This window comes from Psychroserpens sp. (genome assembly GCF_047633235.1).
Lineage (GTDB): Bacteria > Bacteroidota > Bacteroidia > Flavobacteriales > Flavobacteriaceae > Psychroserpens.
The window spans coordinates 13,416-28,166 of record NZ_JBLIET010000013.1; the positions used below are offsets into that span (position 1 = coordinate 13,416).

The window sequence follows — 14,751 nt, forward strand, 5'->3', positions numbered from 1 at the left end:
AAAATTTATTGCATAAATGAAAGTCTGCATTGCCGAAAAACCTAGCGTAGCTCGAGAAATCGCGCAAGTTCTTGGTGCCACCACAAAACGTGACGGCTACTATGAAGGCAACGGCTATGCAGTGACCTATACCTTTGGTCACCTATGCACACTTATGGAACCCAGCGACTACAGACCGTATTGGAAAAGTTGGGATCTTAATAATTTACCGATGCTTCCAGAAAAGTTTAAGATTAAAGTCACTAATAATTCCGGAATTCAAAAGCAGTTCAAAATTGTCAAATCACTGTTTGATAAGGCTGATTTGGTCATCAATTGTGGTGATGCTGGAACAGAAGGAGAACTCATACAGCGTTGGGTTTTAGATCAAGCTAATTACAAAGGAAAGGTACAACGCCTTTGGATTTCTTCCTTAACAACAGAAGCTATTAAAGAAGGTTTTAATAATCTCAAGGATTCTAAAGATTACGACAACCTCTACTATGCAGGCTATTCTCGTGCAATTGGCGATTGGCTTTTAGGCATGAATGCAACGCGTTTATACACTGTGAAACACGGTGGTTATAAGCAAGTGCTTTCGGTTGGTCGTGTACAAACACCAACATTGGCGATGGTTGTCAGCCGTTTTAAAGACATTGAAAACTTTAAGCCTCAACCGTATTGGGAATTACAAACCATGTATCGTGATACCCTATTTACTTATGAAGACGGTCGTTTTCTCAAGATGGAAGATGGAGCAATTCTAGCTAATAAAGTTAAAGAAGATGATTTTGAGATAGTTTCTACCACAAAAAAGAAGGGAAAAGAATACGCTCCAAAACTTTTTGATCTTACAGGTTTACAAGTGTATTGTAATACAAAGTTCGGGTTTTCTGCAGATGAAACTCTAAAAATTGTTCAGAAATTATACGAGCAAAAAGCAGTAACCTACCCAAGAGTTGATACCACGTTTTTACCAAATGATGTCTATCCTAAAGTTCAAGGTATTCTTGCTAAACTCACAAGTTATGCGGAGTTAACACAACCTCTTTTAGGTAAAAAAATAAAGAAATCGGCCAAAGTATTTAATGACAAAAAAGTAACCGATCACCATGCCATTATCCCAACAGGAATGGAGATCAACCTGCAATACAACCAACAGCAGGTTTATGATATTATCGTCAAACGCTTTATAGCTGTTTTCTATCCAGATTGCGATGTTTCAAATACAACTGTTATTGGAAAAGCTGCAGATGTCAATTTTAAAACCACTGGGAAAGAGATTTTAAAAAACGGTTGGAAAGTTGTTTTTAAATTCGGAAAGTCGCTATCATCAAATGCTTTTGATAAAGATACCTTACCCACATTTATAGCAAATGAAAAAGGACCTCACCAACCTTCGTTTTTGGAGAAACAAACGAAACCACCAAATCAATTTACAGAAGCCTCACTCCTACGTGCAATGGAAACTGCAGGCAAGCAAGTTGATGATGACGAACTCAGAGATTTAATGAAAGAAAACGGAATTGGGAGACCGTCAACACGAGCAAATATAATAGAAACCTTATTTAAGCGTCAGTACATTAAGCGCAACAAAAAGCAACTCATTCCCACCGTTACAGGTATTGCGCTAATTGATACAATACAGAGTGAATTATTGAAATCTGCTGAGCTTACAGGTCGTTGGGAAAAACAACTTAAAGACATAGAAAAAGGTAAATATAGCGCAAGTCTCTTCATAAAGAATATGAAAAAAATGGTAGATGAATTGGTCTATGAAGTTCGTAGTGAAACCAAGCGTGCCAATATATCACAAGCTACAGTTGTAAAGCAACGACAAACTAAAACTAAAGTTACTACTGGTATTACATCGGAAATGTGCCCTAAATGTAAAAAAGGATCTATTTTAAAAGGGAAATCGGCTTATGGTTGTAGCGCCTTTAAAACTGGATGTCATTTTGTGTTGCCTTTTGAAAACTTTGGAAAAAAAATATCTGAAAAGCAATTCATCAGACTATTACAAAAAGGATCAACCGTAAATTTAAAGGGTTTTACTTCGGAAACGGGAACTACCGAAGGTTTGTTGCGTTTTGATGATAGCTTTAAACTGGTTTTAGAAGCGAAAAAAGGAAAGACTAAAATTTCCGAAGACAATAAACAAGCACAAAAATCAGATGCGATTAATTGCCCGAAATGTAGCAAAGGAAACATTATTAAAGGCAAAACAGCTTATGGTTGCAGTCATTATAAAACAGGTTGTGATTTCAAGATGACATTTGATACAATTAGAGAAAAAGCAAAAGACAGAAAACTCACTAAGGAATTGGTTTATTCTATCTTAAAAGGCGGGAACTAGTATGGAGCATCATCATTTCAAACTCTTTAAACCTTATGGGTATTTGAGTCAGTTTCAAACCAATGCCAAACATGAAATAAACAAGAAATTTTTAGGAGAATTACATGATTTTCCAGAAGGCGCGATGGCGATTGGTAGGCTAGACAAAGACTCAGAGGGTCTACTCTTAGTCACAACAAATGGTAAGGTGAGTTATGAAATTACCAGCTCAAAAACTGATAAAGAGTATTATGTACAAGTAGATGGTGAAATTACACCAGAGGCTATAATTCTATTACAAAACGGTATTGAAATTAGTCACCAAAGCGAAACCTATCTCACGAAACCTTGCACAGCTTTTAAATTACAATCTATTCCAGATTTCCCGGAGCGTGCTAAAAAAATTCGTGACGAACGCCATGGAAGAACTACGTGGATCTCATTAACGATTAATGAAGGTAAATTTAGACAAGTCAGAAAAATGACTGCTGCGGTTGGTTTTCCAACCTTGCGATTAGTGAGGATTCGGATTGGAAAAATCACTTTAGACGGTTTAAAAATGGGAACCGTTACAGAATTAGAAGCTATTGTATAAAAAAAGTCAACATTGAAAATTATCAATCTTGACTTTTTGTAATATTAATTACATATATGTAAACATATGTTTAATACAGCATTTAAATTACTTTCACACGAACCGCATTCATTCCGCGATTCCCTTTCTCTAATTCAAACTGTACTTTGTCGTTTTCGTTTATCTCGTCTATTAAACCACTAACGTGACAAAAGTATTTTTCTTGGTCATCAGTATCAATAATGAAACCAAAACCTTTGGAGTGATCAAAGAAAGATACTTTTCCTTTTCTAATTGGATCGTATTCTTCTTCTTCGATATCTTCTTTCTTAGGCACACCTAGAACGATGTTTTTTGCCTTTACTTTAACTTTGTCAGCTGGATCTGGTGGAGTATCTGTTAGATTCCCAAACTGATCGACGTAAGCAAATGGGATGCTACCTGCTCCTCCATTTTCATCTTTCTCATTCTTACGCGCATCCATCTTTTTACGCTTATCCTCACGCTTTTTTAAGCGTTTCTTTTCTTTTTCACTTTTACTAAATGTCTGTTGCGACTTTGCCATTCTTTATATTCTGTGTTGTTTTTAAATGTAGTGTTTAAAAATTTGTTTGTCAAAGATACGCTATATCTGTGAATTTATCAAAATCATTAAATAATATAGTTAACAAACGTTAAAATATTTTTTTTTAATAGTCTTACTATTATATTTGCGTGTAAATAATTTTGACATGAACAATTTACTATCAAACCTTAAAATTGATATCAATTATAAGATCTATTTAAAAGACCCTCAATCTTCAGATTTAGGCAAACGTATTATTGAGCATAGTATCAAACTTATTAATGAAATTGGTTTTGATAGCTTCACATTTAAAAAACTAGGAACCATTATTGGATCTAATGAAAGCTCAATTTATAGATATTTTGACAGCAAACATAAACTCCTACTTTATTTAACATCTTGGTATTGGGCTTGGCTAGAATATCAGTTGGTTTTTTCTATCATAAATATATCTGATGCTAATGTAAAACTAGAAAAAGCTATTAATATTTTAACGAGAACTATTGAGTCTGATTCAACATTTTATCACATAGATGAAGTCATTTTAAGTCGTGTTGTTATCAATGAATATTCTAAATCGTATTTAACCAAAGAAGTTGACGATGAAAATAAGGATGGTTATTTTTCAATTTATAAACGCTTGGTAAGCCGATTACATGATTTGATTATTGAGGTAGATGCTTCGTATAAATATCCACATAGCCTAGCTAGTACTGTTATTGAAGGCGCACTTCATCAACATTTCTTGATAGATCATTTCAAGTCATTAACAGATTGTGATGAGCAGACGCAACCTTCAGATTATTTTAAACATTTAGTTTCTAATGCCTTAAACAACAACTAATGACGAAAACAATTTTAACTTCTTGGCAACGCCTAGTTGGGCTTTTAAAATTAGATAGAAAAGACATCAGACAGGTGTTTTATTATGCCATTTTTGCAGGCGTAGTGAACTTATCACTTCCTTTAGGTATTCAAGCAATTATCAATCTTATCCAAGGTGCTCAAATAAGTAGTTCTTGGATCGTACTCGTTATTTTAGTAACGATTGGAGTTGCATTTGTTGGTGTACTTCAACTCATGCAAATGCGTATTATTGAGAATGTTCAGCAAAAAATATTTACAAGATCATCTTTTGAATTTACTTATCGATTTCCTAAGATGAAAATGAGCGAATTACGTAATTATTATCCACCAGAATTAGCAAACCGTTTTTTTGACACACTAACGGTACAAAAAGGATTATCAAAAATATTAATTGATTTTCCTGCTGCTCTGCTGCAAATCATTTTTGGATTGATGCTCCTTTCTTTATATCACCCATTTTTTATTATCTATGGAATTTTGCTCATCCTTTTAATTTACATCGTATTCAAATATTCTGCTCAAAAGGGTTTAGATACTAGTTTAGATGAGTCAAAGCAAAAATATAAAGTAGCGCACTGGATTCAAGAGGTCGCAAGATCTATCTTAAGCTTTAAATTGTCTGGCAGAACCAATTTAGCCCTTCAAAAAAATGATGAGCTTGTATCTAATTATCTTGATGCTCGTGAAAGTCATTTTAGAGTCTTAGTGCAACAATTTATTAAACTCATAGGTTTCAAAATCTTAGTAACAGCAGGATTGTTGGTTATTGGTGGTTTTCTAGTATTGAGTCAAGAAATGAACATTGGTCAATTTGTAGCTGCGGAAATTATTATACTTTTGGTTATTAATTCTGTTGAAAAATTAATCTTAGGTCTAGAATCATTTTATGATGTTTTAACATCTATTGAAAAACTAGGACAAGTCGTTGATAAAGAATTAGAATCACAAGATGGCGGAAGCATAAATGAAACAAAGCCGTTTAAAGTAGAACTCGAGGATTTGAGTTACAAAGTTCCTAATATAATGAGACCAATAATTAATGGCATATCCTTAAAAATTGACGCTCAAGATCGCATTATGATTCATGGATCTCATGGCTCCGGAAAAACAACATTATTAAAATTAATAGCTGGTATAAACCAACCTACTTCTGGTGTGATTTATGTTAATGAAGTTGCAATACAAGGTATTAAATTAAATAATTACAGAGCACTTATTGGACAATCCTTGCCAGAGGAATCCCCTTTTGAAGGTACTATTAGAGAGAACTTAACCTTTGGAAATCTAACTATTACTGATGACGAAATTGATTATGTTTTAGAAAAAATAAAACTGGTGAATTTTGTAAAATCTCAAGCCAAAGGTTTGAACACTATACTATCTCCCGAAGGCAAAAGACTGTCTTCTACGGTATCTAAAAAAATAATATTAGCAAGAAGCATACTTAAAAAACCTAAATTATTATTACTTAAAGATCCTTTAGATCAGTTTGAAAAATTAGAAGCTAAAAGTATTATGGAATTTTTGACACATAAAAACAATCCTTGGTCTTTAGTTGTAGTGAGCTACAATATGGATTGGAAAACGAATTGTACAAGAATTGTGAATTTAGAACAAGGTAAAATAGTATCAAACCTTTAAGATTATGTTAAACATTTCAAATAATAAATTAAATACAAAAATTGATTTATCAAAATATAAATCAGCACAAAAAGTATTTCATAAAAGGCATTTTAAGCATTTTAATCGTTTCTTAAAGGCCTTTGCTATAGTTGTTTTTATAACTATGTTTTTACCTTGGACGCAAAACATAAATAGTCGCGGCAGAGTGACAACATTAACACCAGATCAAAGACCACAAACCATACAATCCCCTATTCCAGGACGAATAGAAAAATGGCATGTTAGAGAAGGTGATTTTGTAAAGAAGGGAGATACGATATTATTCATTTCCGAAGTGAAAAACGAATACTTTGATCCTGATCTTGTGAATAGAACAGGTCAACAAATAAAAGCAAAAGAGGCCTCTGTGAATTCCTATGGATTTAAAGTTAATGCGCTTAATAACCAAATAGGTGCATTAAGCAGAGAGCGTCAATTAAAATTAGAGCAAGCTGAAAATAAATTATTACAATCTAAATTAAAAGTACAAAGCGATAGTAATGATTTGGTAGCAGTCATAATTGATTTAAGTATTGCTGAAAGACAAATTGGAGCCATACAAAATCTGTATGACGAAGATTTAAAATCTTTAACAGAATTAGAAGAAAAGCGTTCAAAATTTCAAGAGAAACAAGCTAAACGTATATCACAAGAGAATAAATTTTTAGTTGCTAAAAATGAAGTGATTAATGCTAAAGTTGAGATTAATCGAGTGAGAGCGGAATATGCAGAGAAAATATCAAAAGCACAAAGTGATAAATTTACAGCAGAGTCTAACGGTTTTGATGCCGAAGCTCAAGTCACAAAGTTAGAAAGTGACTTTACAAGCTATGAAATTCGCAATGATATGTACTACATCAAAGCACCACAAAATGGTTACATCAATAAAGCTATAATAGGCGGTATTGGAGAGACCTTTAAAGAAGGTCAACGTTTAGTTGGTATTATGCCTTCAGATTACGATTTAGCTGTAGAAACCTTTGTTAATCCTATAGATTTACCTCTTATTCATCTCAATGAAAAAGTACGTGTTCAGTTTGATGGCTGGCCTGCAATTATTTTTAGTGGCTGGCCTAATGTTTCCTACGGAACGTATGGCGCAAAAGTCGTTGCCATAGAAAATTTTATTAGTGAAAACGGGAAATTTAGAATCCTATTAGCACCAGATGAAACAGATCATGAATGGCCTGAAGCAATACGAGTGGGCTCTGGCGCAAAAACAATTGCACTTTTGGAAGATGTGCCAATATGGTTTGAATTATGGAGAAACCTTAACGGATTTCCACCAAATTATTATCAGCCAGAAGATGGCACTACAACCAAAAAAGATCAATAAAAATGAATACATATATAACATTAATCGTTGTATTTATCACGTCGTTGTCATTTGCGCAAACACAGGATTCAATAACGTTAAGTTTTAGTGAGTATTTAGGATATGTGAAAAAATTTCACCCCATAGCTAAGCAAGCAGAATTGACAATACAAATTGGTCAAGCAAATTTGATGAAAGCTCGTGGTGCATTTGACCCTAATATTGAAGTAGATAACGAACGTAAAAAGTTTAAAAATATAGAATATTTTGACCAATTAAATGCGACATTTAAAGTCCCAACTTGGTATGGCATTGAGCTTAAAGGAAACTTTGAGCAAAATGAGGGTGTTTTTTTAAATCCGCAGGCAGATGTTCCTAATGACGGATTGTATAGTGCAGGAATTTCGGCATCCTTAGGGCAAGGTTTCTTTATTAATCAGCGCATGGCGGATTTAAGAAAAGCCAAGTTTTTTAGAGAGCAAACCGTTGCAGATCGAGAAATCCTTGTCAATCAAATATTATTTGACGCTTCTCTCGCCTACTTTAATTGGCTACAAGCTTATAACGAAACTAGAATTTACGAGCAGTTTTTAGAGAATTCAAAAATCAGATTTAAAGGCGTTAAATTAAGTGCAGAGAATGGTGATAAAGCAGCAATTGACTCTATTGAAGCGGGAATTACAGTAAAAAATAGAACGCTAGGCTTAGAACAAGCTAGAGTAAAAGTAATGAAAGCGACATTAGAATTGTCAACCTATTTGTGGCTTAATGATGAGATTCCTATAGAATTGCAACCCAACGTCATTCCCGATGCTTTTATTGAAGACTCTGTTGATGACGTGTTGGAGATTTCAGGAGTACCGCTTGTCGCTTTTGTTTTAGAAAACCACCCAAAACTACGCTCTCTAAATTATAAATTTCAAGGCTTAGAAGTTGACAAGCAACTGAAAGCTAACAAATTACTTCCTAAGATAGACATACAGTATAATTTTTTAACCCAAGAGGCAGATATTGCACGATCGTTTAATACGAATCAATATAAAGGTGGGTTTAGTATTGCCTTTCCACTTTTTCTTCGAAAAGAACGCGGTGATTTAAGACTCGCTAAGTTTAAACTTCAAGATGCACGTTTTGATATTAGTAATGCTAAAATTACGATCCAAAATAAAGTATTAGCAATTTATAGAGAATTAGAATCTTTTGAAACTCAAAATGATCTTATAGAAGATATTGTTAAAGATTATGCAACAATGCTTAATGCTGAAGAACGCAAATTTAGTTTTGGTGAAAGCTCGTTATTTCTAATTAATTCTAGAGAGAAGAGTTTAATTGATAACCAATTGAAAGCTATAGAACTTCAAAATAAATATTTGAAAGCAAAAGCAAAACTATTTAATAGCCTGTCTAGAGATTTAGAAAACCTTTAATTTTGTTTTGGAATTTTTTCAGTAATTGGATTGGCATCTTTAAGAACCATTACTGTGGCTTTCACACCTGTAAGAAGATTCCATTTTTTTGAAGACACTAAATTCCCGTTATCATCATAGACAATAAACTCTGCAGTATTAGGTCCAGAGTCCCCTTGATTCAAAGCGAGAAATTCAATTTTATTACTACCTACACTTAAATTCACATTAAACCCTTTATAGCCTCCTGTTAAAACTAATCTTGGAATAATAATATCATCATTTACTTTAACTTGAACTATATCTCCATCTGGAAATTCATGATCTCGACAAACAATTCTAACAAAGGCGCCATTACTTCTTATTTCGCCTAGAAAGACATCTGCCATAGTCTCAATTTTGAGTCCTTGTTCTACTGCGACTTTATTAAAACGTTTCTCAAACATTTCTCCAGGATTTAGTAATCCGTTGTCATCAATCATAGAAAATTCTTTCTTAGGCTTCGTTATTGAAACGTTACTTTCGTTAGGAATAGTAATCCCTGAAATATTTTTTTTGATTTGGGTAATACCTATTTTAGAGTTAGGCTTGATATCTAGTTTTACAGAAGTCGTATCCTTTTTTTCTGTTTCTTTTGCGGGAATTTTTATTGATTTTTTTTCACTGTTGTCTGGTTGCCCAAAGGTTTGCAACGCGAAAAAAGAAAAAAGTAATAGGATGATCTTGTGTTTCATCATTAAAATAGTTTGACATGGTCAATTCAAAAACTATACCTAGTTTCAAAAGTAACGTGTTTAAAGCTTTATTATTTAAATAATACGTTAAAACTTTCCGTTGAAACTCAAACGAAGTTTTCGGGTATACTCCTCTAACAACCACTCCTTATAATTTTTAGTGCTGTTCATGATACAATAACAATACTGTTTGATGCGGTAACAAATATCATCGTGTAATAGCTTAGAAAGTGCTCTAGCTTCAAATACATCTTCACTATTTGCAATAACAAGTTTAGAGTGTTGAGCAATACTATTTTCTATAGCTTGCATTGACTTTTTACCTTCTCGAGTGACCTTTTTATACTCTACTTTAATATCAAAATCATCATTTGGATTTTTCTTAAAACGTTTTTTAAGTGAGTCTGGCATTGCGTATACAAATTCACGTTCAATGTCTTCGTCATGACGAAGATTCTCTAAGTAAAAATCTGGATTCTTAAAAATATGTTGCCAATCTACCGGCTGACTCCACGGCCCGAATCGAATTGCATTATTTCCTAAATCTATAACTTTAAATGTGTTTTTATCACCACGAACCCTTGACCCTCTTCCAATCATCTGAAAATATAGCGTCAGTGATCGCGTAGCACGATTTAGGATTATAGATTCTACAGAAGGCTCATCAAAACCTGTAGTTAAAATACTTACAGACGATAAAATTCCGCCTGGTGTATTTTTAAACCATTTTAAAATATCCTTGCGTTCTTGTTTGTTGCATGTATTATCCAAATGTCGTACGTCATATCCAGCACGTTGAAATGTATAGTAGACTTCTTTAGAGGTGTTAATCCCGTTATTAAATATAAGCGTTTTTTTTCCTTTACAGAGTTCCTCATAGGCAAATAATAATTTGCCTTGCATTGCTGAATTCGTATATAATGCTTCAGAAGATTTTACGGTATAATCTCCGTTAATACCAATCTTTAATGAATTAAGCGATACATCGTAGTTGTATATTTCCGCAGATGCTAAAAAACCATTTTTTATTAAGGTCGAAATATTATCACCAACAATTAATTCTTTGTAATTGTCTTTCATGGGTAGCTTAATATTACTACTCAAAGGTGTTGCAGTAACCCCTAATATAAAGCAGTTTTCGAAAAACCCAAATAACTTTCTAAATGAGTTATAATGCGCTTCATCAATAATTACTAAACCAATATCCTCAAGATTTAACTTTCCGTCATTAAGCCGATTATTAAGCGTTTCTACCATTGCCACAAAACATTTGTACTGATCTTGGTCTGGTAACTCCTTTACTTTACTATTGATGATTTTGTTATTGACGCCAAAATTATTTAAAACCTTAGACGTTTGCTTGCACAACTCTATACGATGCGTTAAAATAACAACCTTCTTTTTGTGCTTTTTTATATATTGTCTAACTATTTCAGAAAAAATAACGGTTTTACCGCCACCTGTCGGCAATTGATATAATAAGTTATAATTATTGGGTGCCGCATCAAATACTTCAAAAATGCGCTTTAAATCGGCAATTTGATAGTCATAGAGACGCTTTTTCGTTTCTTTTTTTGACGATACTTGGAGACTTTCGGACATACAATTAATAGCTTCTGAAAAAAAAATTCTCACAAAATTACGTTATTACAAGGTTATCAAGGCATAATGTTCACAACAATTGAAAAGAAATATGCCCCTATTTGTGTTAAAATTTGTTAAATAAGTACTCTGTAATGCATAGTACTGTAACAAATCTACTTATCCATCGTCTTGTAAGTATAACATCAATCATATATGCTAAATTAATTTTAGTATTAAAACCAATTAGTATGAGAACTTTAAACAGGAATCAAATAACAAGTACAATAACTGAATCAAGAATTTATACTTGGAATAAAAAGAGACGTTATAGATAATTATCTATAACGACTAAATAGACATCAATCATTTATCAATCTGTACTGAACTTATTTCGGTATCAAAAAATTAAAAATCATGAGAACACTAAACAGTAATCAATTAACAAGTAGATCAATCGAAACACGAATTTTTACTTGGAACCAAAAAAGACGCTATAGATCATAAATCTATTTCAATTTTTCAATCTAAAAATCAATCTACCATGAGGGTATTAACTAGAATTATCAACACATCACACACAACTAGCGACGATTTAGACACGTTACGTAATCAGTAAAAGTAAATTAGTCACCAATCAAAATCTGTATTGAAATTCATTTCAATACATAATCCAAAAAGACCAGCAAACATTTAGTATGCTGGTCTTTTTGCGTTTATACTATTTTGTGGTATTGTTTTTGAGTTTGGAATTCTATTATTAACCATCTTTCGTGCTGAAAAGTATTTGGGATATAAACACTCACTATTATGAAAAGTTCAAGACGAGATTACCCAGAAGTCAATGCTGGATCCATGGCAGACATCGCATTTTTACTCCTTATTTTTTTTTTAGTAACAGCTGTTATACCGGATGATAAAGGGATTAATAGAAAATTACCGCCTCCGTGTGCACCAAATACAAATTGTACAGGTGCCCCAATTAGTCAACGTAACATTCTAGAAGTCAAAATCAATGCTAAAGACGAATTACTCGTAGAAAATGAGTCTATTTCTATCGACGAACTTAAAGACATTACAAAAGTATTCTTAAATAATAATGGTGATGGCTCTTGTGATTATTGTGTGGGTTTAAAAAATAAGAATCTATCTGACAACCCTAAAAAAGCGGTAGTCTCTTTAGCAAACAGTCAAGAAACGTCATATGATTTCTATATTAAAGTACAAGATGAAATAACTAAAGCCTATTATGAATTACGAAGTGATTATGCAACAACTACTTTAAAAAAACCATCTCATAAACTGACTATAGAAGAACTACAAACGGTAAAAAAAGCGTATCCCTTTATTTTGTCTGAAGCAGAAATTAAGGACTAAAATTATTGGGATTAAATCGAATCCTTTTCGATCTTAATTTCAATTCTATAACTGATGTTAACTTTGCGTCTACCCCATTTATTTGCCGACTTAACATCAGTGCCCATGTAAACGTCAATCTTATTTCTAAATCTCTTGTTCATTTTATCTTTGACCAAATACGTACCATCCAAGCCCTCAACTTTCACCAAGGTATTATGGCCTAGTCCGTTTTTTAGTAAATCTCTAGAGACTGCAATGTATTTTAGTCCTGATTTTAGACTATCACCAAAAGCTGTTATATGCGGATTAGAACTCGTTTGATATTCTAGAGAATTAAAAGCAGTAGCAGTCACCTTAATTGTTTTCCATTCATAAGGATTTCGTTCTGTTTTCTGGCAACTAAAAACAACGAAACCTAGTATGAATATTGCAAAACATATATTTGTAGTCCTTGAATTCATATATTAAATATAAGATTTTGTAAATTCACAATCAAAACGAAATCTAACTTTTATGAAATCTATCTTTTTTTTCTTATTCATTTTAATTATGGCTACCTCTTGTAAAAATGATACTAAATCAAACAATGATACATCAAATAATGATTCTATAGCTCTTATAGAGCGGGCTAAAGGTATTCATAAGCGTGTGATCACTTTGGATACACATTGTGATATAAATATAAAAAATTTTACAGATTCTATCAATTATACTCAAAACTTAGAATCTCAGGTTAATTTACCAAAAATGAAACTTGGAGGACTAGATGTTGCTTGGTTTATTGTATACACTGGGCAAGATACGCTAACCAATGAGGGCTATGAAAAAGCATACAAAAATGCCATGTCTAAGTTTGATGCCATTCATAAATTAGTCGAAGATATTGCTCCACACCAAATTGAATTGGCTTTAAACTCTGAGGATGTGCGTCGCATCTCAAAAAGCGGTAAAAAAGTGGCGATGATAGGGATAGAAAATGGTTATCCTGTAGGAACAGACATCTCTAATGTAGAGAAATTTTATAATCTTGGCGCACGTTATATGTCATTATCTCACAATGGTCATAGTCAATTATGTGATAGTAATACTGGTGAAGAAGACGATGTTTGGCTTCATAATGGATTAAGTGATTTAGGAAAAGACGTGGTTAAAGAAATGAACCGTTTAGGTATGATGATAGACGTGTCCCATCCTTCAAAAGAGTCAATGAAACAGATGATAGAACTGAGTAAAGCGCCAATTATTGCATCGCACTCTTCGGCTAGAGCCCTATGTAATCATAGCAGAAATTTGGATGATGAACAATTAGAATGGATGAAAGACAATGGTGGTGTCGTGCAAACTGTCGCATTTCAAACCTATATTAATACTGAAAAAAACGATGCCAGAAATGACGCTATAAAATCAATTCGAGAAGATGTTGCTGCATCATTAGGAACAACATGGTATGATTGGGGAGACATGATAATATTATCTGATGAAGATAAAGAAGCCTTCTATGATATTCGAGGTGAAATCATAACACTAGCTGATGAAAAAGCGACTAAAATGACTGAGTTTCCTGCTAAAGTAAATGTATCAGATTTTGTAGACCATATTGATTATCTGGTTAAAAAGATCGGAATTAAACATGTTGGAATTAGTAGTGATTTTGACGGTGGCGGAGGTGTTGAAGGCTGGAGTGATGCTTCAGAAACCTTTAATGTAACCTTAGAATTGGTTAAGCGTGGATACACCGAAACCGAAATCGAAATGCTTTGGAGTGGGAATTTATTAAGAGTTCTTGATGACGTTCAGGCTTTGGCTAACACGCAATCTTAAAAAAAATGTGCTTTTAAAAATTTATCACGTTAGCAACAATAACAGCTATTAACAACAGAATTAGAAGAGCATTCACCGATAATCCAATTATTTTTTTTACTGAAATTGGCTCTTTTAACCCTTTTATGCTAAATACAAAACTCGCTATTGCTGCTACAAAAACCAAAGACACAAAAAAGCTACTGACATAGGTATAAGTGTCTTCGGAAATGTTATCACGCACAGCGAGCACTTGAAACACAATACACATCCCAAAACACACAATAGTAAGGATTGCGAATTGAAAGGATTTGTTTGAGTTTTTGTTTGGGTTCATTGTTTTGCGCTATGCACTTTTAATAATTCTATTAGATTAAAGTATTTAAACGAAACTATTAAATAATCAATATCAGTAAACTACGCTATTTGTAAATTAGGGATTGGTGAATCTGTTCCTTCTGCTATTATTTTAAATTCTACATCTTTCAAATTTTCTTCTTGAGAAAAAGCTTTATTCAAATAAATATTTCCGAAGAAAAAAATAATTAATAATATAAAATGTTTTGTTTTCATG

General features: G+C 32.9%; 14 protein-coding genes. 8 read left to right on the top strand and 6 right to left on the bottom strand.

Going from position 1 to position 14,751, the window contains the following annotated elements; genetic code table 11:
* The first annotated feature begins 16 nt into the window (after positions 1-16).
* Together ACJAZK_RS05980 and ACJAZK_RS05985 are read left to right on the top strand one after the other, a co-directional pair.
* Complete coding sequence (locus tag ACJAZK_RS05980) at positions 17-2,335, top strand: DNA topoisomerase 3 (protein ID WP_415223093.1); 2,319 nt, start codon at positions 17-19, stop codon at positions 2,333-2,335.
* A 1-nt stretch (position 2,336) separates the two neighbouring features.
* The gene (locus ACJAZK_RS05985) at positions 2,337-2,909 is read left to right on the top strand and encodes a pseudouridine synthase (RefSeq protein ID WP_415223094.1); all 573 of its coding nucleotides are present in this window, start codon (positions 2,337-2,339) and stop codon (positions 2,907-2,909) included.
* 82 nt (positions 2,910-2,991) lie between these two features.
* On the opposite strand, the gene ACJAZK_RS05990 is transcribed toward ACJAZK_RS05985, so the two are convergent.
* Positions 2,992-3,453 (bottom strand): cold-shock protein, encoded by a 462-nt coding sequence (locus ACJAZK_RS05990; protein ID WP_028870999.1) that lies wholly within the window; start codon positions 3,451-3,453, stop codon positions 2,992-2,994.
* Between the two features lie 166 nt (positions 3,454-3,619).
* On the opposite strand from ACJAZK_RS05990, the gene ACJAZK_RS05995 reads away from it, so the two are divergent.
* The 4 genes from ACJAZK_RS05995 to ACJAZK_RS06010 are packed head-to-tail and all read left to right on the top strand — an operon-like array spanning position 3,620 to position 8,724.
* Positions 3,620-4,297 carry a TetR/AcrR family transcriptional regulator gene (locus ACJAZK_RS05995; RefSeq protein WP_415223095.1) on the top strand — a complete coding sequence of 226 codons (678 nt, stop codon included), beginning with the start codon at positions 3,620-3,622 and terminating at the stop codon, positions 4,295-4,297.
* Positions 4,297-5,961: a peptidase domain-containing ABC transporter gene (locus tag ACJAZK_RS06000; protein ID WP_415223096.1), complete on the top strand. Its 1,665-nt coding sequence runs from the start codon at positions 4,297-4,299 to the stop codon at positions 5,959-5,961. Before ACJAZK_RS05995 ends, ACJAZK_RS06000 begins: the two co-directional genes overlap by 1 nt.
* A gap of 4 nt (positions 5,962-5,965) precedes the next feature.
* Positions 5,966-7,318 (top strand): HlyD family secretion protein, encoded by a 1,353-nt coding sequence (locus ACJAZK_RS06005; RefSeq protein WP_415223097.1) that lies wholly within the window; start codon positions 5,966-5,968, stop codon positions 7,316-7,318.
* Between the two features lie 2 nt (positions 7,319-7,320).
* The gene (locus ACJAZK_RS06010; protein WP_415223098.1) at positions 7,321-8,724 is read left to right on the top strand and encodes a TolC family protein; all 1,404 of its coding nucleotides are present in this window, start codon (positions 7,321-7,323) and stop codon (positions 8,722-8,724) included.
* Here the strand turns inward: ACJAZK_RS06010 and ACJAZK_RS06015 are convergent.
* Both ACJAZK_RS06015 and ACJAZK_RS06020 read right to left on the bottom strand, forming a co-directional pair.
* On the bottom strand, positions 8,721-9,440 hold the full coding sequence (locus tag ACJAZK_RS06015) for a hypothetical protein (protein WP_415223099.1): 720 nt from the start codon (positions 9,438-9,440) through the stop codon (positions 8,721-8,723). The two genes, ACJAZK_RS06010 and ACJAZK_RS06015, sit on opposite strands and share 4 nt — an antisense overlap.
* Positions 9,441-9,524: 84 nt before the next feature.
* Entirely contained in the window at positions 9,525-11,039 is a 1,515-nt protein-coding gene (locus ACJAZK_RS06020; protein ID WP_415223100.1) for a DEAD/DEAH box helicase, read from the bottom strand.
* A 789-nt stretch (positions 11,040-11,828) separates the two neighbouring features.
* Here ACJAZK_RS06020 and ACJAZK_RS06025 point away from each other — a divergent pair.
* A complete protein-coding gene (locus ACJAZK_RS06025) occupies positions 11,829-12,395 on the top strand; it encodes an ExbD/TolR family protein (protein WP_415223101.1) in 567 nt (188 codons plus the stop codon).
* 11 nt (positions 12,396-12,406) lie between these two features.
* Here the strand turns inward: ACJAZK_RS06025 and ACJAZK_RS06030 are convergent, their stop codons facing one another.
* Entirely contained in the window at positions 12,407-12,838 is a 432-nt protein-coding gene (locus tag ACJAZK_RS06030; protein WP_415223102.1) for a 3D domain-containing protein, read from the bottom strand.
* A gap of 52 nt (positions 12,839-12,890) precedes the next feature.
* Here ACJAZK_RS06030 and ACJAZK_RS06035 point away from each other — a divergent pair, with 52 nt between their 5' ends.
* Positions 12,891-14,198 (top strand): dipeptidase, encoded by a 1,308-nt coding sequence (locus tag ACJAZK_RS06035; RefSeq protein ID WP_415223103.1) that lies wholly within the window; start codon positions 12,891-12,893, stop codon positions 14,196-14,198.
* A 13-nt stretch (positions 14,199-14,211) separates the two neighbouring features.
* Here the strand turns inward: ACJAZK_RS06035 and ACJAZK_RS06040 are convergent, their stop codons facing one another.
* Together ACJAZK_RS06040 and ACJAZK_RS06045 are read right to left on the bottom strand one after the other, a co-directional pair.
* Entirely contained in the window at positions 14,212-14,514 is a 303-nt protein-coding gene (locus ACJAZK_RS06040) for a hypothetical protein (RefSeq protein ID WP_415223104.1), read from the bottom strand.
* An 80-nt stretch (positions 14,515-14,594) separates the two neighbouring features.
* Entirely contained in the window at positions 14,595-14,750 is a 156-nt protein-coding gene (locus tag ACJAZK_RS06045; RefSeq protein WP_415223105.1) for a hypothetical protein, read from the bottom strand.
* Between the last annotated feature and the right edge of the window lies 1 nt (position 14,751).